Annotated in this window: 18 protein-coding genes; 7 read left to right on the forward strand and 11 right to left on the reverse strand. The window is 54.3% G+C overall.

The features are described from left to right. Position 1 precedes the first annotated feature (1 nt). Positions 2-865 (forward strand): DNA-methyltransferase, encoded by an 864-nt coding sequence (locus H142_RS15275; protein WP_033315201.1) that lies wholly within the window; start codon positions 2-4, stop codon positions 863-865. A gap of 382 nt (positions 866-1,247) precedes the next feature. Here the strand turns inward: H142_RS15275 and H142_RS0109805 are convergent, their stop codons facing one another. After that, a complete protein-coding gene (locus H142_RS0109805; RefSeq protein ID WP_017931962.1) occupies positions 1,248-1,439 on the reverse strand; it encodes a hypothetical protein in 192 nt (63 codons plus the stop codon). 110 nt (positions 1,440-1,549) lie between these two features. On the opposite strand from H142_RS0109805, the gene H142_RS15280 reads away from it, so the two are divergent. After that, the gene (locus H142_RS15280; protein ID WP_169331844.1) at positions 1,550-2,908 is read left to right on the forward strand and encodes a serine hydrolase domain-containing protein; all 1,359 of its coding nucleotides are present in this window, start codon (positions 1,550-1,552) and stop codon (positions 2,906-2,908) included. 116 nt (positions 2,909-3,024) lie between these two features. Here the strand turns inward: H142_RS15280 and H142_RS16670 are convergent, their stop codons facing one another. Further along, positions 3,025-3,183 (reverse strand): DUF1328 family protein, encoded by a 159-nt coding sequence (locus H142_RS16670; RefSeq protein ID WP_017931964.1) that lies wholly within the window; start codon positions 3,181-3,183, stop codon positions 3,025-3,027. Positions 3,184-3,259: 76 nt separating this feature from the next. Then, positions 3,260-4,045, reverse strand: a complete 786-nt coding sequence (locus H142_RS0109820; protein WP_017931965.1) for a hypothetical protein — start codon at positions 4,043-4,045, stop codon at positions 3,260-3,262. Positions 4,046-4,174: 129 nt separating this feature from the next. Between H142_RS0109820 and H142_RS0109825 the strand changes: the two genes are divergently transcribed. Beyond that, positions 4,175-5,038, forward strand: coding sequence for an alpha/beta hydrolase (locus H142_RS0109825; RefSeq protein ID WP_017931966.1), 864 nt, complete (start codon positions 4,175-4,177; stop codon positions 5,036-5,038). Here the strand turns inward: H142_RS0109825 and H142_RS0109830 are convergent. From H142_RS0109830 to arsC, 5 genes are all read right to left on the reverse strand, one after another. Beyond that, positions 5,035-6,111, reverse strand: coding sequence for a lipase family protein (locus H142_RS0109830; RefSeq protein ID WP_156811990.1), 1,077 nt, complete (start codon positions 6,109-6,111; stop codon positions 5,035-5,037). The two genes, H142_RS0109825 and H142_RS0109830, sit on opposite strands and share 4 nt — an antisense overlap. A gap of 129 nt (positions 6,112-6,240) precedes the next feature. Beyond that, positions 6,241-7,092, reverse strand: a complete 852-nt coding sequence (locus H142_RS0109835; RefSeq protein ID WP_017931968.1) for a hypothetical protein — start codon at positions 7,090-7,092, stop codon at positions 6,241-6,243. Positions 7,093-7,249: 157 nt separating this feature from the next. After that, positions 7,250-8,641: a hypothetical protein gene (locus H142_RS0109840; protein ID WP_017931969.1), complete on the reverse strand. Its 1,392-nt coding sequence runs from the start codon at positions 8,639-8,641 to the stop codon at positions 7,250-7,252. A gap of 132 nt (positions 8,642-8,773) precedes the next feature. Then, positions 8,774-10,051: a DUF3575 domain-containing protein gene (locus H142_RS0109845; protein WP_017931970.1), complete on the reverse strand. Its 1,278-nt coding sequence runs from the start codon at positions 10,049-10,051 to the stop codon at positions 8,774-8,776. A gap of 117 nt (positions 10,052-10,168) precedes the next feature. Next, positions 10,169-10,510 carry an arsenate reductase (glutaredoxin) gene (arsC, locus tag H142_RS0109850; protein ID WP_017931971.1) on the reverse strand — a complete coding sequence of 114 codons (342 nt, stop codon included), beginning with the start codon at positions 10,508-10,510 and terminating at the stop codon, positions 10,169-10,171. 62 nt (positions 10,511-10,572) lie between these two features. On the opposite strand from arsC, the gene H142_RS0109855 reads away from it, so the two are divergent. Both H142_RS0109855 and H142_RS0109860 read left to right on the forward strand, forming a co-directional pair. Then, a complete protein-coding gene (locus H142_RS0109855; protein ID WP_017931972.1) occupies positions 10,573-11,358 on the forward strand; it encodes a bifunctional hydroxymethylpyrimidine kinase/phosphomethylpyrimidine kinase in 786 nt (261 codons plus the stop codon). Continuing rightward, the gene (locus H142_RS0109860; protein ID WP_017931973.1) at positions 11,348-12,478 is read left to right on the forward strand and encodes a serine hydrolase domain-containing protein; all 1,131 of its coding nucleotides are present in this window, start codon (positions 11,348-11,350) and stop codon (positions 12,476-12,478) included. Before H142_RS0109855 ends, H142_RS0109860 begins: the two co-directional genes overlap by 11 nt. 9 nt (positions 12,479-12,487) lie before the next feature. Here the strand turns inward: H142_RS0109860 and H142_RS15285 are convergent, their stop codons facing one another. Continuing rightward, positions 12,488-13,447 carry an alpha/beta fold hydrolase gene (locus H142_RS15285; RefSeq protein WP_017931974.1) on the reverse strand — a complete coding sequence of 320 codons (960 nt, stop codon included), beginning with the start codon at positions 13,445-13,447 and terminating at the stop codon, positions 12,488-12,490. 155 nt (positions 13,448-13,602) lie between these two features. Between H142_RS15285 and rpsU the strand changes: the two genes are divergently transcribed. Both rpsU and H142_RS0109875 read left to right on the forward strand, forming a co-directional pair. After that, entirely contained in the window at positions 13,603-13,839 is a 237-nt protein-coding gene (rpsU, locus tag H142_RS0109870) for a 30S ribosomal protein S21 (RefSeq protein ID WP_017931975.1), read from the forward strand. A 921-nt stretch (positions 13,840-14,760) separates the two neighbouring features. Next, positions 14,761-15,471 (forward strand): CPBP family intramembrane glutamic endopeptidase, encoded by a 711-nt coding sequence (locus H142_RS0109875; protein ID WP_017931976.1) that lies wholly within the window; start codon positions 14,761-14,763, stop codon positions 15,469-15,471. A 104-nt stretch (positions 15,472-15,575) separates the two neighbouring features. Here H142_RS0109875 and H142_RS15290 read toward each other — a convergent pair whose 3' ends face one another. After that, entirely contained in the window at positions 15,576-17,027 is a 1,452-nt protein-coding gene (locus H142_RS15290) for a sensor histidine kinase (RefSeq protein ID WP_017931977.1), read from the reverse strand. Between the two features lie 23 nt (positions 17,028-17,050). Beyond that, positions 17,051-18,496: a dihydrolipoyl dehydrogenase family protein gene (locus H142_RS0109885; RefSeq protein ID WP_017931978.1), complete on the reverse strand. Its 1,446-nt coding sequence runs from the start codon at positions 18,494-18,496 to the stop codon at positions 17,051-17,053. Positions 18,497-18,518 lie beyond the last annotated feature (22 nt).

The following is an 18,518-nucleotide window of genomic DNA, read 5'->3' on the forward strand; positions in this document are numbered from 1 at the left end:
CATGTTCAAAAACGATTCCCAATACCATCTCTTTCACGGCGACATGCTGGACGTTCTTAATAAAAATGTTGAGGACCACTCTGTCGACATGATTTTCGCCGACCCGCCTTATAATCTGTCTAATGACGGGTTCACCTGCAAGGGCGGGCGGATGGTCTCGGTCAATAAGGGGGATTGGGACAGATCGGCGGGGGCAGAAGCCGATTACGAATTTCACCAAAACTGGATTGCGGCCTGTCACCGCAAATTGCGTGATGGCGGCACAATCTGGATTAGCGGCACCTATCATTCTATTTTCCAATGCGGCTTTGCCTTGCAAACAGGCGGCTGGCATATCCTCAATGATATTAGCTGGTTCAAGCCTAATGCCTCTCCCAACCTGTCCTGCCGGATGTTTACCGCCAGTCACGAGACTTTGGTCTGGGCGCGCACGGCCAAGAAACACAAACATGTATTTAATTACAAGGCGATGAAATTTGGTGACTGGCCCGAAGACCCAATGAAAAAGCCGGATAAACAAATGCGTAGTGTGTGGTCGCTGCCGCTGACCAAAAAGAGCGAAAAACGCCACGGCAAACATCCCACGCAAAAGCCCGAAAGCCTGCTGGAGCGGGTCGTTCTGGCCTCCACCCATGAAGGCGACATTGTGCTCGACCCGTTTTGCGGCTCCGGCACAACAGGCGTTGCGGCCCTGCGGCACGGGCGGCGCTTTATCGGCATTGATATGGATAATGCCTATTTGGACGGGATAGCGCGCAAACGCCTTGATGATGAACTCTCGGCGCGCGAGGCCGGAACTGACGTGTCAACACAGGATGATTTTCTGGAGCAAATGCGCGCCGAGGTTGAGGCGGCGAAGGGGTGAAGGTTTCGGGCCACTCCTAAATTCGATATATTCTACGGCGCTTTACTGCCGCCTCGTCCTTCGAGTCCACGCGCTTATAGCGCGTCCTCAGGATGAGGCTTAGTTTTGATTTAAAATTAAATGCCTAACTCACAAACACCTCATCCTGAGGCGGGCCGGTAGGCCCGGTACTCGAAGGACGGGGTGTTAGCGTGCGATTTTCCCGCAATCCCCATCTTTACTTTGACCTTCTCCTCATAAAACCGCGCTTTTAAAAAGATACATCCCCGCCCTCTCATTCTCCCCTATCTTTAAACTGTCTCTTGTGGCGGGCCGGGTGTCGACGTTCGGAACTTATGAGAGATCGGTATTGGATCCGGGAGAAGTGAGGTTACGGCCCACATCAAACAGGTTTGGGAGCAGACTGCGCTGCGGACTGTGACCTTAGCGAGAGCCGCGTATCGGCCGTGAGATATCGCCGCGAAGCTGACCCTTCGTAAAACATTTCTCTTCTGGTCTCCATCGGAGGCTCAGCTTCGCGGATGAGTCCGCGCATTTTTAGCGGCGCGCCGCCGCCGGCCAACCCGGCGCGCATGTGGTCACCCGATGGGCCATCGCATGATGACGTTTGGGACACGCGGGCTTAGCGCGATAAAAAGGCCCGCCTCATCTTTCCAAACCACCTCATCGCGCCTACACAATTCTATGAAAAAAATTATAGCCTTAATCTTTATCGCCGCGCTCCTTATCGGGGGCGGGGTTGTCTATTCAAAACTGGCGGCGCAGGCCCCGATTGCGGTGGGCTATCAGGTGAAGGTCACATGCAGCGAGGTTTTTGTCGCCGGGCGCGATTTTGACACGGTCACGGCCGGGGATTTTAACGGCATTCATCCGCTTTTGAATTATGTGTCGACCTCGATGGACGCGCAAAGCCGAGTCATCAGCGGCCATCTGTTCGGCCTGGGAGGGCGCAAAGCGGTTTATCGCGGCGCGCAAGGCTGCCTGCTCCTGCCGCCGGGCGAAACCGCGCTTCCCGCCCCTGTCGCGACTGACGCCCCCACTGCGCCTGCTGCTGATACTGAGACTGGCCCTGAACTTGCCCCGCCCGCTGTCAAGATTGACCCCGGCGTGCAAGCGGCGGTGATGGCGCTGTTTGATGACAGCCTGAGCGATCATGCCATCGGGACGCGCGCCGTCGTCGTTATGCAAAACGGCGTCATCATTGGCGAGCATTACGCAGATGGATTTAACGCCGGGACGCCCATGCAAAGCTGGTCTATGGCCAAATCCATTACCCACGCCCTGTATGGCGCGGCGCAAATGGCGGGCTATCTGGATATTGAAGGCGGTCCGTTACTGGAAGAGTGGGCGGGGGATGAGCGCGCGGCGATTAAGCTGCGCGATATGTTTGAAATGCAGTCCGGTCTGGCCTTTGATGAAAATTACGGCGCGCCTAGCAGTCACGTCAATACCATGCTGTGGGCGGAGCGCGGCGCGGGGCGCTATGCGGCCAGCTTGCCGCTGTCCTATGCCCCGGGAGCGCAGTGGAGCTATAGCAGCGGGACAAGCAATATTCTCGCCCTGATTTTGCGCCGCGAGCTGGACGTGGCCGGCACGACGATAGACGCCCTGGCGCAAGACAAGCTGTTCGGGCCGGTCGGTATTGACAGCGCGGTTGTTGAGAATGACTTTGAGGGGACGCCGATCGGCAGCAGCTTTGTCTATATGACGGCGCGCGACTGGGCGGCGATGGGACAGCTTTATTTAAATGACGGCATGGCGGGCGGGACGCGCATTTTGCCGCAAGGCTGGACGGATATGGCGCGCCGCCCTGCCGCGCAATCCGGCGGGGTATACGGCTCTCACTTCTGGCTTAATCTGGGGCAAAGAGCCCTGCCCGGTCTGCCCGAAGACGCCTATTATATGGGCGGGCATGATCACCAGCGGGTGATTATACTCCCCGGCCAGAATGCCGTGATTGTCAAACTCGGCATTACCCGCGCACCGGCCGATATGACGCGTGATGTCATGCCCCGTCTCGCGGCGCTGACGAAAGCGCTTTAGACACAAAAAAAGCTGCCGCGCGAGGCGACAGCTTTAATAAGTAAAAGTGCTGAAATCCCCGATGTGTTGCTCAGCAACCCACGGGCCCGCTCTCGCGGAATTTCAGCAAATATCTGTTATATTTTTTTACCGCCGAGGAAGTGCAAGACAAGCAAGACAAGGAAAATAACAAACAAAACACCGGCAATATATTGTGCACCGGCAGCAATACCACCAAAGCCAAGAACGGCTGCGATAATTGCGATAACAAAGAAAATAATAGCCCAACGTAACATTAGGTCCTCCTATAAGTGGTTGTGAAAAAGAAACGTCGCGACCGACATTAAGGTTCCTTAATTTTTTCGATAAGGGCTATTTTTCTGTATCCTGCCCGTAACCGAAGCGTTTCATGGTCGCGATGCTGGGTGTGGGTTGGAGCGTGTAAGCCCCGCCCCTGACGATTAAGGCCGACCCGCCTTCGCGCCGGATCTGGTCCATAGAGACGATATGCATGTCGCGGTAGCTGTCAGAACTGACCGGAACCTCGCCTTTGGCCGTGTCGACAAAAATCTGCGGCGGTGTGGCCTTGTCCTCATATTTAACGCCGTAATAATCCGGATCGGGCATTAACAAACGAAAGGCCATCGGGATCATTTGCTGATAAAAGACTTTGGCATCTTTACTGCCTTCTTTCAGCGCGGCCATATCATGACGGCCTGCAATGCTGTTAAAAATCGGCGACAGACCCATTTCAAAATAAAGGCCTTCATCATCAGCAGGGCGGGAGGCGCGGGCACTGTCGGCAATACAAATATCGCCGCTTTCATGCGCTCTGACGGCGCTCATGAAAGAGGGGGTCGCGCCGGACGGTTTTTCAACGGCGATGTCCAATTCGTCTTCACCGTCGCGGATATAGAAACGCTCCGGCCACGGGCCGCCATCTTTGCGGATAAAGCGCGGCGAGACATTCACGTCAACCACATCACGGCGGTCGGCATCGATATTTTCGAGGCGCTCAACCATATCGCCGACCCCTTTGGCGGGGAAGCAGAACGGGTCGCCGCGCAAATCCTGTCCGTAAGCGGCTATCGGAAGACAGCCCGCGATAATAAGCGCGGAGAGACAGATGCGTGCCGGAAATATGTAAGTTTGGTTCATGATTAATATTACTCCTTACCTTATTAACGTAGCATGCGTGAAAAGGCTCCCATCACCAAGGCGTGATGGAACGGCGCGCACGCCCCGGCGTTTTGATACTATAATTCTTCCCCCATAGATGAGGCCACCATGACGTTTTTTAAAACTTTGAAATATGGCGCAATGCTGCCGATACTGACCGGACTGGCCGCTTGCGCCCCTGTCACTGTTTTGAACGGTATTACGACGGATAAGAATTTCACAGTTGAGAAGAATGTGGCTTATGGCGCGCTGCCTTCGCAGAAACTTGACATTTATACGCCTGCAAACCCGGTAGCAAACGCGCCTGTTGTCGTCTTCTTTTACGGTGGCGGCTGGAATGACGGATCAAAAGACATTTATAAATTTATCGGGCAAAGCTTCACCGAAGCCAGATATACGGTCATTGTGCCCGACTACCGCCTATACCCAGATGTTATCTATCCCGAATTTTTAAAAGATGCCGCCAAAGCGGTCGCTTTTACCCGCGCGCGATATGACCGCCCGATGGTTCTGGCTGGCCATAGCGCCGGCGCGCATCTGGCCTCGATGGTTGCCGTGGATCCGCGCTACCTCGCCGCAGAAGGTCTGACGCCATGCGCCGTGATTTCGGGCTGGGCCGGGCTGGCCGGACCCTATGATTTTAAGGTTTATGAAGAACCCTATTTGTCTATTTTCCCCGAAAATCTTCGTAGCGAAATGCGTCCGATCAATTATGCTGCAGACTCAAAAATTCCGGCTCTGATGATTACCGGAGATGATGACACGACTGTTGATCCCGCACAGACCACACGCATGGCGGCCGCATTGTCATCCGGCGGAACAGAGGCGAAGACTGTATTTATAGAGGGCGCGGGCCATATTGATGTCTTAACGGCGATGTCGACTGTACTGCGTAAGAAAGACAACCCCGTGCGTCCGGCTATGATGGACTTCGTCAGCGCGCATGACCGCGCGTCCTGCACAGCCAATTAAGGCTGCATCGGCGCGTTCAGTACGTCTTGCTCGACCGCTCTCAGGCCGCAGGCCAGCTCGACCATATTGTGGTTCCTGATCACCCCGACAAAAGGGTAGAGTCCGCTATGTAGAGAATATCGCAGGATAATGATTTGCGGATCACGCGCGGATAAGGGCCGCAGGGAGTTAGCCATAGCCCGCACGGGAGCAAGAATTTCGCCAGCCTCAAATATCTGGAAAATCGTCAAGCCTTTGCGGCCTTCGCCATCGCCGCTTAATATATCGCTGTCCAGATACCCCAGCAGCGGCGTCGCGTTAAAAGCAAAGGCCAGATTGATATGGGGACTGCGATAAGCGGCTTGCTGGGCCAGCGCCCCGCCCAGGCTGTGTCCGACAGTAATAATGCGGGCGCGGCGGCCCTCTGCGGTGGCGCGGCGGATCAGGGTTTCGACCAAAGGCTCTATTAACGCGGCGACCTGATCAAACTGATCGTTTTGGTCATCGCAAAACCCAATCGGACGTAAATTTGCGCACCAATCCCCCTTAGAGCGCAAATTCGTACCCCGGAAAACAATAGCGTAGTCGCGGCTATCCGGTCCGGTCTCGCGTTGCCAGACATCATAAGTCAGGCCGGAGCTTAACTCCATCCGTTCTTCAGCCGAAAGCGTTTGGGGCGCAGATATGCCAAGCGCTAGCTGCGCGTATAGTGGCAGGCTGACGGCCTCATTATTAAGCCCCGCATTTGGACGTATCCACTGATCGGGGATGTGAACGCGAAGATCCGGCACTGCGGTGAAGGTCATCGGCGCGGCCGCGGCGCAGTCCCGGACCGGCGCGCTGCCGCGATAGGCATACCCCGCCAAGGTCGCGATCTCAGGAACGTCGCGGTACAAATCAAGCGGCACGCCGTCGGGTTTGACGTATCCGCGTAGTAAAGCGCGGTTATCGGCATAAATACTGCGCGGGGCATCGCTGCCGATGGGCGCGTATTTAATCATCACGCGGTTTTTATTCTGCGCCACTGTCGTGCAACCGACCAGAAAGACGGCGCAAATAAAGCTTAGCCAAAAACATGTAGATCGCAATGTCACACTTATCGGGCTAACGCCGCGACATGGCAAAAACAAGACCACAAAAAAATGACCTGCAGCTTGGCTGCAGGCCTGTCACCCCACCCTTGAAAGCATTATTCGCTTTCAAAACGGCAAATTATTTACGCTTTAGAAACGATAGCGGCCACGGATGGCAACAGGAACGGTCCAACGCTCACCGCCATCATTTGCGCCGGCTAGATTTGGAGCTTGCGCCTGAAGATTTTGCGCATCGTCCATCTTGCCTGTATAGCGGATGCCGGTTTCCAAACCGATTGTTGTACGGTTAAAGAGCGGCGTTTCTATACCGACCATACCGGCCGCTGTCGGAACCCAGCCGCTATCGTAAAAGTCGACAGTACGCGAGCTGGCAGGATTACCCTGTTCAACCGTAATAAGTTTAATGTCATCGACATATGTCGCGCCGATTTTGCCTTCAACGTATGGGCGATAGCGGAAGTTAGTGGATCCCAGATATTTCGGACGGAAATACTGGCGTACACCTAAATCAAGACCGTGGCTTTCATAGCGTGAAAGCTTGGCATTGGTATTTGTCAAACGGCCCGTTTCGCGGCCCAGGTCATTCGTCTGGCCTTTAGCGGTCGAATAAGTGTACTGACCGGTCAGTTTGCGATCCGGATTAAGCATATATGAACCGCCGGCAAAAACATTAAAGGCGTCTTCATAGGCATCTTTCATATCAATATCATTGATATTCTGTCCCGGAAATGGTGCGACATTACTACCGGTAATGGCTTCGCCGCCCGTAATAAAGTCGTAACCGGCACCGGCTTCGAAGTTCAGTCTGGAAATTTGTTTGCCGCCGACGCAGCTATTTCCACAATTGGACGCCGCATAAGCGCCGCCATTATAATTATTTGCACCATGGTGGCCGCTCTGGCCCCACATGCCGTTGAAAAATGAACATCCTGACAATGCCAGGGTTGAAACGCCGATGGCGGCGATGGATAGCAGACGCATAGTGACCTCCTAGTGTCTAAATTTGGCACAGCGTGTGTGCGCCTCATCGTGTCTGTCACTGATTTTGCAATCTACGCGCCAGTTTTGAATCTTTAATTAAGTTTTCAAAAAAAGCCCGACACGATTGCCGGGCCGTATACTCAGCATTTTGAGAAGTCTAAAAAGCAACACGTCCGCGTAATGTGACGGGGATTGACCATGTATCATCGCTTTTGATATTTGTGGCACGGTCATCGGTCCAGCGTATACCCGTCTCAACTCCCAGCGCGACATTCGGACCGGCGGCAATTTCTGCCCCGATAATACCGGACGCAGTGGGCTGCCAGCCTTCGCGGATGTAAATCTGTGTTTCAGGGGCTGTTACAGCGTTACCGCCTTCAGACGTTGTTGTTATGGTCACATTGTTATTATGCGTAAAACCGCCTGATGCGCCGATATAGGGTCGGAACCCTGTGCCGCTACTGGCGTATTGGCGTACGCCGCCTTCAATGGTCAACTCGTTAAGGTCTGAGAATTGATACAGACCGGGTTCAGTGACAGGTCCGCCCGGTGCGTTATTTTCCGTGATCGTGCCGTTCCGAATTTGCTGACCCTCATATTGCGCATAACGTGCGCCGGCAAAAATAGTCGCATTGCTGGATATATCATATTCCAGTGCGCCGCCGTAAACTGTGCCGGCATCAAATGCATCCGCGTATTCAATTGAATCCAGAACAGAAACATCGCGTGTTGCGCTGGCCGGTTTGGCAGGCGCGCCTCCAAATAAATCACCGCCTACAAAATTGCTGATGCCGACAAAGCCTGCGAGACCCAAAGCGTTTGATCCACCCGTGCGGCGTATGCGCGGTGTCTGATAGCTGACAGGATAAGGACGGGGCACATAAATTGGCGCGCCTTGGACGCGCGTCACGCCGCATCCGCTGCTTGCAACAGCGACGCCGCCGCAGCCACCGGCTGCATATTGCACGGCTTGACCGCCGCCATATGAGGCTGTGCCGGCGCTGCTGATCTGGCCGATAACCTGTCCGTTGCCGCCGACGACTTGGCCGCCGCTACTGACATAGCCGATGACCTGACCGGAAGAATTGACCACGGAGCCGTCTTGTCCGACCGTACCGATAATTTGTCCGCCCGCGCCGATAACAGGAGTAACGCCGTGTGATGCAGACGAAGCGGTGGAATAGGATTGAGACATTGCGCTTAAAGTCGGAGCGCTGCCGACACTGCCGCCATAAGTTGCGCCGGTCTGCATTCCTGCGCCATACCCGTTTTGGGCGTAGCCAGCTTGGCTATAACCGGATTGACCGTAGCCGCCCCCGCTTGGCGCCTGTGCGTATCCGGCGCTCTGGCCGTAGCTTGCACCGCTATATCCGCCGGGCTGACAACCTGCGCCGCCTTGATATCCGTAAGAGGGCTGAGCCGCATAACCGGTCGGGCAGGCATTAGAATATGAGCCGCCTTGATATTGGCTATTCGTTTGCCCCCCATATCCCAGCCATGAACACCCAGACAGGAGTGCGGCGGATAAAGTACAGATTGTAAGGCGCATGGGCGGCCTCCCTATTTAAAAATCGTGTATCCTTTTGGAACACATTATGCTTAACAAAACCTTTTTTACCTTACGAAAACGTCATTAACTTCAGAGGCTTAAATGTTAACGAGGCGTTAAAATAATCAGCTGCTAAAATCCGATAGACCCCCGCAAAGTCAGAGGTATTGAAATATTGGCATCGGTTTCCCCGCCGGCCGTTTTATTGCGCGGCCCCTCATATTTAACGCCTGTTTCAAATCCGAGCGAAGCCCGCGGAGAGACCTGCCACTCCACCCCTGCGGTCAAACCACCGCTGGGGACCCAGCCTTCTTCGATAAGTTCGCGGGCGGGCTCGTTGGAAATTGTTGTGTAGGTCGGCGCGCCGCCCATGGCATATCCTGACAGGGCAAGTTCCTGGCGATCCTGTTTGATCTCCAGCGCGTTATAATGAGAGGCCCCTGCAGATGCTCCGATATAGGGTGTGGGCGGACGTTCGAAATAATTGGCAAAAGGGGCATTAAAATAATGCCGTCCACCCAGCTCGACATTCGCGCGTTGTAAGTCATTGACCGTAAACTGTGTCGACGCGACCGGCGCATTGGTTTGTGTTGTTGTCGTAACGACCGGCGGACCGTTAGCGACGCGTGATCCCGGAATCGCGCCGTCGGCAAAAGCCTGAACGCTGGCTTGTGCATTCACATTTCCGGTATAGGTCGCGCCGCCGCCATCGCGGCCCGCCGCAACCCCATAAGTCGCATTGGCCGTCATCGCAAATCGCGGAGTAACGAAATATTCCGCGCCAAGGCCGACATTAAAGACTGAACCGTAAAGATCGGAAAAGCTTACGCCCGGACCTGAAGCGCTAACATTATCAACGCTGTAATCTGTTGTCACAACTTGCGGATCGGCTGGCGTACCTACGATGATTTGTTCAGTATGTGCGGCGCTGGGATAAAGCGGGAAGAAATCTTCGGAATTTAACGCCTCACCAGAGACGCTGCGTTCTGCCCCGAGTGTACCGTTCAAGCGAAGCCCCGAGCGCGAATAAGGGCGGCTATAAATATGAGTCTCCGAAGAGGCGCGCCGGGCGACAGGCACAGCCGCGCCGCTTGACGGGCCGTAAGTGCGTTGCGCGCTTTGCTGCGGGTAAGCGCCGGCTTGCGCCGCAGCGCCATATTGGGGGAGCGCGATTGTAACCTGTTCCGGGCGGCATCCGGGCGGTGCGGGCTGCGTAACCTGGGTGATTGTGCAGGGCCCTCCGGCTTTGCGGGCGTGTGCGTATCCGGCTTGCGGCTGACCATATTGAGGGTTTTGATAGTGTCCGCCGCGGGTTTGCTGCGCGCTGTTATGTCCGGGTTGCGGGCCGAAGCCAATCCACGAACAGCCGGATATCAAAACTGATGAAAAAGCCAAAGCAGCAATGCGCATAATAATCTCCCCCGCAAAATTGCGTCATGGTTAATGGGAGATTTGCCTTGTTTTGCTTAACAAGCCGTTTAAGCGGCGCAGATTTTCTGAAAGACGCTAAGAATCAAACGTCATGCGTTAAAATAATTTAAGCACATTTTCCGGCGGGCGGCCAATCGCGGCGGCGGCATCGGTCTCGACAATTGGACGCTCGATCAGAATAGGATTGAGTGCCATTGCCGATAATAATTGTCCTTGCGGCGCTTTATCCAGAGCCTGAGCCTTAAATATAGCCTCACCCGTGCGCATCATCTCTCGGTAATCCGTGATGCCCATTTTATCGGCGAGTTTTTTTATCGCGCGGGGCTCCAAAGGTTTTTTCAGATATTCCACAACATCCGGTTCGTGGCCGTTTTGTTGTAACAATGACAGAGTTTCGCGGGATTTGCTGCAGCGGGGGTTATGGTAAATTTTTAGCATAGGCCCTCTTAGCAAATGTTAAGTGACTTGAATAGTGGGCTCAAATCCTTCACGTCACATTTATGAAACGGGTTCTCATTATCTCGTCATGGGTCGCGTCCAGCCAGGTTGGCGCGCGCACCTCGGCTAATGCGCTTAATGCGCTGGGGATAGAGACAGTGATATTGCCGACCACACAGATGGGGCGTCACCCCGGCTGGGGGCCGCCGGGCGGCGGCGTAACCGATCCCGCGCGGCTTCGCGATTTATGGGCGGGCGTCAAAGCTCAAAAGCTACACTTCGACGCTGTTCTGACCGGATATATGGGCCATGTGGATCATATCGAACTGGCCCGAGAGATCATTGATGAGCTTCGACGCGGCCCCGGCCTGCAAGTCCTTATCGATCCCATAATGGGGGATACTCCAGGCGGGCTATATGTGGCCCGGCCGATTGCGCGCGCAATTAAAACCCGGCTTGTCCCGCAGGCCGATACCATCACGCCGAATATGTGGGAGCTGGACTTTCTGACCGATGATGACACGCATCCCGCAAGTCCGGAGACGATTATCGTCACCTCTGTCCCTATGGGCAGGACTGAATCAGGCGGAGAGAAAATCGGGGCGCAGATGCGCGGGGTTGAGATGTTTTCGGTGGAGCATGACAAGCTGCACAAAGTGCCGAGCGGAAGCGGCGACCTGCTGGCCGCGCTCTATCTAGGCCATGTCCTTAGCGGTTTACCCGCAAAACTTGCGCTGACTAAGGCTGTGATGACGACCTTTGCGGCGCTCAAGCATTCTGTTAATGCGGGGCGCGACGAGCTGGTTCTGGTCGGGCAGGATTTATCAGGACAAGATTATGACATCTGACATTATATACGGCGATATTGCGCCCGGCTTCGAGGCTGTCCGCGACGTGTTCACACAGCATTTCGAAACAGGCCAAGAAACCGGTGCAGGATTTTGCGTCTATAAAGACGGCGAAACTATCGTCGATCTATGGGGCGGACATCAGGACCGCGCAAAAGAAAAGCCATGGCAAAGTGATACTCTGATCAGCGTATTTTCCTGTACGAAATTCGTAACTGCCTGCGTTACGGCCTTATGTGTCGAGCGCGGCGATTTCTCCTATGAAGATAAAGTCGCAGACCATTGGTCTGAATTTGCGCAAAACGGCAAAGACGATGTCACGATTGCGCAGCTACTCTCACATCAAGCCGGATTATCCGGGATTACCGATCCGGCATGGCAAGCCGCAGATTGGTTTGATCTGGATAAGCTGGAAGCGACCCTGGCCGCGCAGAAGCCCCTCTTCACGCCCGGCAGCGCCAGCGGCTATCACCCTGTCACCTTCGGGCCATTGGTTAATGCTGTAGTGCGGCGCGCTAGCGGGCGTACAGTCGGGCAGATTCTACGCGAGGATATCGCCGGCCCTCTGGGCATTGATTTTCACTTGGGCCTGAACGCATCCGAGCATGAGCGCTGCGCTGATCTGCGTAAACCTTCTGCTATGGCCGATTTCGGCGAGCCCAACGTCGCAACCAAAGCTGCGTTTTTCAACAAGCACGGCAGCCCCGGCGGACGCGGTATTACGCTGTGGCGGGAGACTGAATTTGCCGGCTCGAACGGCCACGGCACGGCTAAAAGCCTTGCCCGCATTGCGCAGATGGTTCTGGACGGCGCGATTGAGGGCACAGAGTTTCTGTCCGGCGATACGCTGAGCGCCTTTACGAAGGAGCGTTATTCCGGACCCAATTTGGTTCTGCCTTTTGATCTGAAATTTGCCTCAGGGATAATGTTTAACCCGCCAAATTATTTTTACGGGCAGAATGATGACTGTTTTGGTCATAGCGGCTGGGGCGGCTCATGTGTGTGGGCCGACCGCGAAAGCGGGCTGACCGGCGCCTATGTCATGAACAAAATGAGTAATCACTTGCTCGGTGACCCGCGTCCGCGCGCGCTTATCGACGCGCTTTATAAGGCGCTTTAATCCAGCGACTTACTCTAACTCTTGGCGCGCCAGCCAGCCGAGCATAATATGGGCGAGCTGCTCCGGCTCCTCCCACATCGCCCAATGACCGGAGCCGTGCAAAATCTCGCGGGTCAGATCAGGGATCATGTCGGCCATGGGGTCAGTCAAGCTGGCCGGAAGAAGAAGGTCGCGGTCCGGAGAGATCATCAGGGTCGGTTGCGTGATCTCATCATCAAGCGTGGCCGCAAATTCCCAATTCGCGCCGGTATTGCGGTACAGATTAATGCCGCCCATAAATCCTGTTTGGGCGTAAGCATCGCTATAGACCGCGCGCTGATCGTCGGTCAGGATCTGCCCTTTGAGCGGCGGCGCGCCGGCATCTAAAAACTGCGCGAAATTCTGCGGTATATAAGTAAAGTCCGACTTAGCCTCTGCGCCGTCCGGCACGCTACGAAACATTAAGCGGAAAAATCCGTCCGGGTCACGGCCAAACAAATCGGCAACGGCCTCCGGGTCATCATTAAAGCGCGCGAAATAATGCTGCTCACCATGGCGCTTACGGTAAATTTTGACCGGATCGACCGGCGCGCGGCGCACATGAGGCGTGCAGATCGAGATAATATGGCTGGCCCGGCTTTCGAGCATGCGCGCGGCATGCCATGTGATAATGCCGCCCCAATCATGACCGCAAATAATAGCGCGGTCTATGCCGTGATGGTCGAGCAAAGCGCGCACATCATCTACAAGACGGGTAATGTGGTAATCAGAGGCCTCTTCAGGCATGTCGCTATGGCCAAAGCCGCGCAGATCCGGCGCAATGCAGCGAAACCCTGCGGCCGCCAGTATCGGCATGATCGGCGAAAAGCTATAGGCCAGCTCCGGCCAGCCATGAATCAGAATCAAAGGCGGCCCATCTTTGGGGCCATCCACATAATAGGCCAGACGAACATCGCCATTCTCAAAGTAATGTGGAACTTGACTGTGCATAGACCCGTTAAACCTTTATATATGGGGCAATACGCTGTAATTACGCATAACTTACCCCTTTACGCGGGCAAAAGCTGTCGTTAAAAGCCGCCAACTTTGCCCTGCCCGCTCCTAGCGGGCTTTGCGCGCTTTAGATAGAGATACTGGATTTAACTATGGTAGAAATTTACGTTCGTCAGAACAATGTGGATCAGGCCCTTCGGGCTCTGAAAAAAAAGCTACAGAACGAAGGCGTTCTGCGCGAGATGAAATCCCGCAAGCATTATGAAAAACCGTCCGAAAAACGCGTTCGTGAGCAGGCTGAAGCTGTCCGCCGCGCCCGCAAATTGGCTCGCAAGCGCGCTCAGATCGAAGGTCTGATCCCAAGCAAAAAGAAGCCCCCGCGCCGCTAGGCCGGATACACTCTATCGCAAACAGCCGTCCTTTAGGGCGGCTTTTTTGTTGGGTGCAAATCCGAGTGACTCCTTGTGCAAAACTACGGAGCGCCGCACCAAGACAGCGGCAATCGGGAACGGGGCGATGGGGGCATTTGCTGGGCTTTCATTTTTAATCCTGTATTTATTAAAAAAGGGCGTCTGTGCGGGACTTTGTTAAACAGGAGTACCTGAGCTAAAAATGTAATTTCGTTTATCAAAGTCCCTGCCGTCGCTGCGTGTGTGACGACGCAGTTTCGACATGCGCCCTTTTCCACAAAGACGCAGCACAGCAATGTCTCTGCCAGCGGCCATGAGCCGGGTTTCGCCGTTCTAGCTCTCACTGGCGGGAGTCACTCCAGCACGTTTAGCTGCAGCTCGGCCCAACACCGCCTCATCTCCAGCCAGCCAACGTACGCTTGCCTGCCCAATGAGATAAGAACAGTTTGAATATATGTCAGGAATTGGGAGCGGGGATTGATTTTTATATGTCCACGGGTTTGTTGGCCCTAACGGGCGCCACCCCCATCGCCTACGCTTCGCTCCGGCACTTCCACCTCAAAGGGGGAAGAAAGTTAAGCTGCTGTATTTATTGTAAAAAGGATGTCCTCCCCTTTGGAGGGGAGGTGGGCTTTTGGCGATAATCAAAAGGTCAGTGGGGATGGCCTCACTAAAAATGCTAACATTAATCCACACCCCAAACGAGGATAGCGGCAGAAATGAAAGTGCGAAAGCACACATATATGTTTAGCATTATTTTTTGAATAATATTTTTGAGCGACGCATCCAAAAGGGGCATGGGTCACATCTAATGAATGACCCTCTCTACTTATTCCTAATAGTATCCCTTACTTTATCGTTGGTATCGTTCAAATTTGATATAAAAAAAGGCATTCTCATATGAAAGATTTTATCCCCAAATCAGAAAGGCGTGCCGCACTCTTAGAAGTGACCGTAGTGATCCTCATCGCCTTTATTTCAAAATGGGCGCTGTCCCTTTTTATGTGGCGTTTTGCCGGCCCCGTTTCATTGCTCGCAGTGGTTGGCCTACTTACGCTTTACATGAATCGCAGAGGTGAAAGTTGGAGAGAATACGGACTTAAACGGCTTGACGGGGTACGCTCTAAACTAATGGTGTTACCTCAGATGGGGCTTACCTTGGCCGCCTTTGCGGCCGCCGTAGCAATTCCGCTTTTTGGCGGAGAGGTATTAGGGCTTGAGTTCATGACCGAAACTTCAAGCGGGGTAGACGACAGGTGGGGCGCCATTGAGGGCAATTTACCCCTGTTGTTGCTATGGTTGGGTATAGTCTGGACTGCTGCCGCTTTTGGAGAAGAGATGTTCTTCAGGGGGTATTTGATATCACGACTGGAGACTGCCTTTAGCGGGTTTCCATTTGCGCCATTTCTAGCCGTATTTTTTGCCGCCGCTCTTTTTGGTTTAGGACATGTTTATTATCAAGGCTTGCGTGGTTTAATTATCACTGGAGCAATTGGGCTGGCCTTCGGAATCATGTTTTTACTTTTCAAGCGCAATCTTTGGCCGATAATTTTTCTTCATGGCGTTATCGATACACTCACTATGTCAGCAATATATTTCGGCATTGAATAAATTTAATACTGTTAATCGAGTAACGGTGAAGATTAACTAATGTCGACATGCCTTTACTTTTCTAACATCCCCCTTCGCCAAATCCCCCAGCATCCCAACTCCCCCTATTCTTCTTCGTCCGACTTTTTCTTTTTCGTCTTATCTTTAGCAACGCCCGGCAGGACAACCGCGAAAACTGTGCCGTCCGGCCCGGTGGATTCCAGTCTTAAATCGCCGCCATGGGCGATGGCGAGTTCTTTGGAGATGGCGAGGCCCAGACCCGTCCCGCCGCGCGCACTGCTGGAAAACGGCTTAAACAAAGTTTCCTGCGCGCGCTCGGGCAGGCCCGGGCCATTATCGGTGACGCGGATAATAGCCTGATAAATATTTTTACCGACGGATACGGTTTCGGCGCTCACGGATAATTGGTTTTGGGTGTTGCGGTGCATCCTCTCCATCGCCTGCACAGCGTTGCGGAACAGGTTTGAAAAGATGCGGTAGGCATCATCTGGATCCGCCATCACCATCATTCCGCGCGGCACATTATTGGTCCACGCCACTTTGGGCCGCGCGCCGGTGATCACGTCTCCGGCCGCCTCGCCGACGAGCGACGCCAGGCGCAGCTTTCGCAGATTGGGTATAGTTTCACTGGTTTTGGTATAATTGAGGGTCTCGGCGCACAGCTTTATTCCGCGGTCTACCGCGCGGACGAGGCGCTCGCCCATTCGCGCCACGCGCGGGTCTTCATCGGTCGCCAGTCTGTCGGAGATAAGCTGCGCGCTGGTCAGCACATTGCGTAGATCATGGCTAATCTTAGCAACGGCCATACCGAGCGTAGCGAGGCGTTCCTGCTGTTTCAGCGCGCCGCGAATACCCGCCTTCATGTCAATAAATTCCCGCTCCAGCTGTCCGATCTCGTCATTGCGGTGGCTCTCCACAATACGTCCGGCCTTGTGGGTCGGGTCTTTGCGAAAGACCCCCAGCGCGCCCGCGAGACGTTTAACAGGACGCACAATCATCAAGGAGAGCGCCAGATAAATCAGTCCCGCTGTCAATACCGCGATCAAAGCTGAAAGCGCAAAAATCCGCCAGGCATAATCGACAAGGGCCTGCTTGGCTGCGCTATTCGGAAGGATAATTTCAAGCGACTCGGCGCCCGGTACACTTGGCTCTGCCAGAACGCGAAGATAGCCTTCACCACTGCCCAGATAAGTTCGCATTGCGGCGCCAATATCCGGCAAACGGCTGGAATCACGCATATCAACGACGGTAAACTGTGCATCCGCCGGAGCCATGCCCAGCACGGCTTCAGTCATGCCGCCGCGCTTTTGCACAACGGCGGTGACGTCGGTTTCCTGCATAAATCGCTCTGACAGTGTTTGGCTGCCTTGATAATCCGGCACGCCCATAACTGCCAATGTCAGAAGCTGCGCGCTGTCCACACGGCTTTCCAGCCAGTTCTGACGGAACACGGCCATAGAGGGCACGAAAAGCACGATTTCGGCCAACATGACAAAGATAATTGTAAGATACAGAACCTTAGTCGACAGGCCCCGCCAAAACACACGTTCCAACATGCAAAATGAACTACAAAACTATTCTAGTGAAAGCGAGACATAGTTTTGGCTATAAATTGGCCGAACGGGCCAAAAAGCTTGTCCGTATACCAAGACCCGGCCGCGCGCTTGATCGCCTCGCCGCGTGTCGGATAAGGCGAGATCATACCGGTCAGACCGGAGATTTTTATATTATTGGCCATAGCCGCGCTGACCACGTGGATCAGTTCTCCGGCCTGCGGCCCGACAATTGACGCGCCAAGAAGCGTCCCGCCTTTAGTTGCGACCAGCTTAACACCCCCCCCGGTATGACGCTCGGCAATAGCGCGGTCATTGTCTGCGTAGTCCCAAGATACGCACCGCACTTTATCAGCTCCGAATTTCTCAATCGCCGCGTTTTCGGTCACGCCGATGGTGGCCAGTTCGGGCTGCGAATAGATACTGGCGGGCATACGGTCGGTCGTCGCTTTGCCTTTCCAGCGGGCAATCAGCGGCGGTAAAAAGTAAAACGCTTTAATGATGACGCTGGCATGATAGCCCGCCGCATGGGTCAGTCCGCCTTTGCCGGAGACATCGCCCACAGCGTAAACGCTTTTATTTGTGGTGCGCAGGCAGTCATCCGTGTCGATATATCCGTGTTTTACGGTCTCAATTCCGGCCTTGTCCAGATCCAGTCCCTCCGTCACGGGCTTACGTCCTGTGGCAACCAATAGGCAATCCCCCTTCAGCGTCTGTCCGTCTTCAAATGTTATCGTGATGGTTTTACCGCGCTGCGAAATTGATTTGGTTTTCGCGGGAGCATGGAAGGTCACGCCTTCAGATTTTAAGGCCTCAATTAGCACGCGCGCATGTTCCGGCTCCATTTTGCCGAGCGGCTCAGCCAGGTCAATAATGTGGACCGCAGTTCCCAAACGCTGAAAAGCTTGGCCAAGCTCGAACCCGATAGGGCCTGCGCCCAATATCATGAGCGTTTTGGGCTGCCCCTCCAGATCAAAAATTGTTTCATTAGTTTGATATTTTACGCCGTCCAGTCCATCGATAGGCGGGATAGAGGCCACGCTGCCTGTCGCAATAATAATACGTTTAGCCTTGACGATATAGCTGTCACTTTGAACTTCATTGGGGCCGGAAAAACGCGCGGATTCGCGAATGACGGTGCAGCCCATCCCTTCGAAACGTTCCTGACTGTCGATAGGGGCAATCGTGGCGATGACGTCTTTGACATGCGCCTGCATAGCGGCGAAGTCGACATTGGGCTCTGCCGCCTCTATGCCGAAAGGCGCGCCGGTGCGAAAAGCCTGGGCATGTTTACCTGCCGCGATCAAAGCTTTGGAGGGCACGCAGCCGGAGTTCAGGCAATCTCCACCCATTTCGCTGCGTTCATACAAGACCACGCTGCGTCCGAGCTGCGCTGCGCCAGAGGCGATAGATAATCCACCTGATCCGGCGCCGATAATGCACAGGTCTACGCTATGTCTGGTTTTGGCCATTGGAGTCTCTCTCGTAACTGAT

The sequence above is a fragment of the Robiginitomaculum antarcticum DSM 21748 genome (genome assembly GCF_000365025.1).
In the GTDB taxonomy this organism is placed as follows: Bacteria; Pseudomonadota; Alphaproteobacteria; order Caulobacterales; family Maricaulaceae; genus Robiginitomaculum; species Robiginitomaculum antarcticum.

What these genes read in the sequence shown, in the direction of transcription:
- H142_RS15275 (WP_033315201.1), top strand. Translation starts at nt 2, where the DNA reads ATGTTCAAAAACGATTCCCAATACCATCTCTTTCACGGCGACATGCTG.
- H142_RS0109805 (WP_017931962.1), bottom strand. Translation starts at nt 1,439, where the DNA reads ATGCGCGCCGGGTTGGCCGGCGGCGGCGCGCCGCTAAAAATGCGCGGA.
- H142_RS15280 (WP_169331844.1), top strand. Translation starts at nt 1,550, where the DNA reads ATGAAAAAAATTATAGCCTTAATCTTTATCGCCGCGCTCCTTATCGGG.
- H142_RS16670 (WP_017931964.1), bottom strand. Translation starts at nt 3,183, where the DNA reads ATGTTACGTTGGGCTATTATTTTCTTTGTTATCGCAATTATCGCAGCC.
- H142_RS0109820 (WP_017931965.1), bottom strand. Translation starts at nt 4,045, where the DNA reads ATGAACCAAACTTACATATTTCCGGCACGCATCTGTCTCTCCGCGCTT.
- H142_RS0109825 (WP_017931966.1), top strand. Translation starts at nt 4,175, where the DNA reads ATGACGTTTTTTAAAACTTTGAAATATGGCGCAATGCTGCCGATACTG.
- H142_RS0109835 (WP_017931968.1), bottom strand. Translation starts at nt 7,092, where the DNA reads ATGCGTCTGCTATCCATCGCCGCCATCGGCGTTTCAACCCTGGCATTG.
- H142_RS0109840 (WP_017931969.1), bottom strand. Translation starts at nt 8,641, where the DNA reads ATGCGCCTTACAATCTGTACTTTATCCGCCGCACTCCTGTCTGGGTGT.
- H142_RS0109845 (WP_017931970.1), bottom strand. Translation starts at nt 10,051, where the DNA reads ATGCGCATTGCTGCTTTGGCTTTTTCATCAGTTTTGATATCCGGCTGT.
- arsC (WP_017931971.1), bottom strand. Translation starts at nt 10,510, where the DNA reads ATGCTAAAAATTTACCATAACCCCCGCTGCAGCAAATCCCGCGAAACT.
- H142_RS0109855 (WP_017931972.1), top strand. Translation starts at nt 10,573, where the DNA reads ATGAAACGGGTTCTCATTATCTCGTCATGGGTCGCGTCCAGCCAGGTT.
- H142_RS0109860 (WP_017931973.1), top strand. Translation starts at nt 11,348, where the DNA reads ATGACATCTGACATTATATACGGCGATATTGCGCCCGGCTTCGAGGCT.
- H142_RS15285 (WP_017931974.1), bottom strand. Translation starts at nt 13,447, where the DNA reads ATGCACAGTCAAGTTCCACATTACTTTGAGAATGGCGATGTTCGTCTG.
- rpsU (WP_017931975.1), top strand. Translation starts at nt 13,603, where the DNA reads ATGGTAGAAATTTACGTTCGTCAGAACAATGTGGATCAGGCCCTTCGG.
- H142_RS0109875 (WP_017931976.1), top strand. Translation starts at nt 14,761, where the DNA reads ATGAAAGATTTTATCCCCAAATCAGAAAGGCGTGCCGCACTCTTAGAA.
- H142_RS15290 (WP_017931977.1), bottom strand. Translation starts at nt 17,027, where the DNA reads ATGTTGGAACGTGTGTTTTGGCGGGGCCTGTCGACTAAGGTTCTGTAT.
- H142_RS0109885 (WP_017931978.1), bottom strand. Translation starts at nt 18,496, where the DNA reads ATGGCCAAAACCAGACATAGCGTAGACCTGTGCATTATCGGCGCCGGA.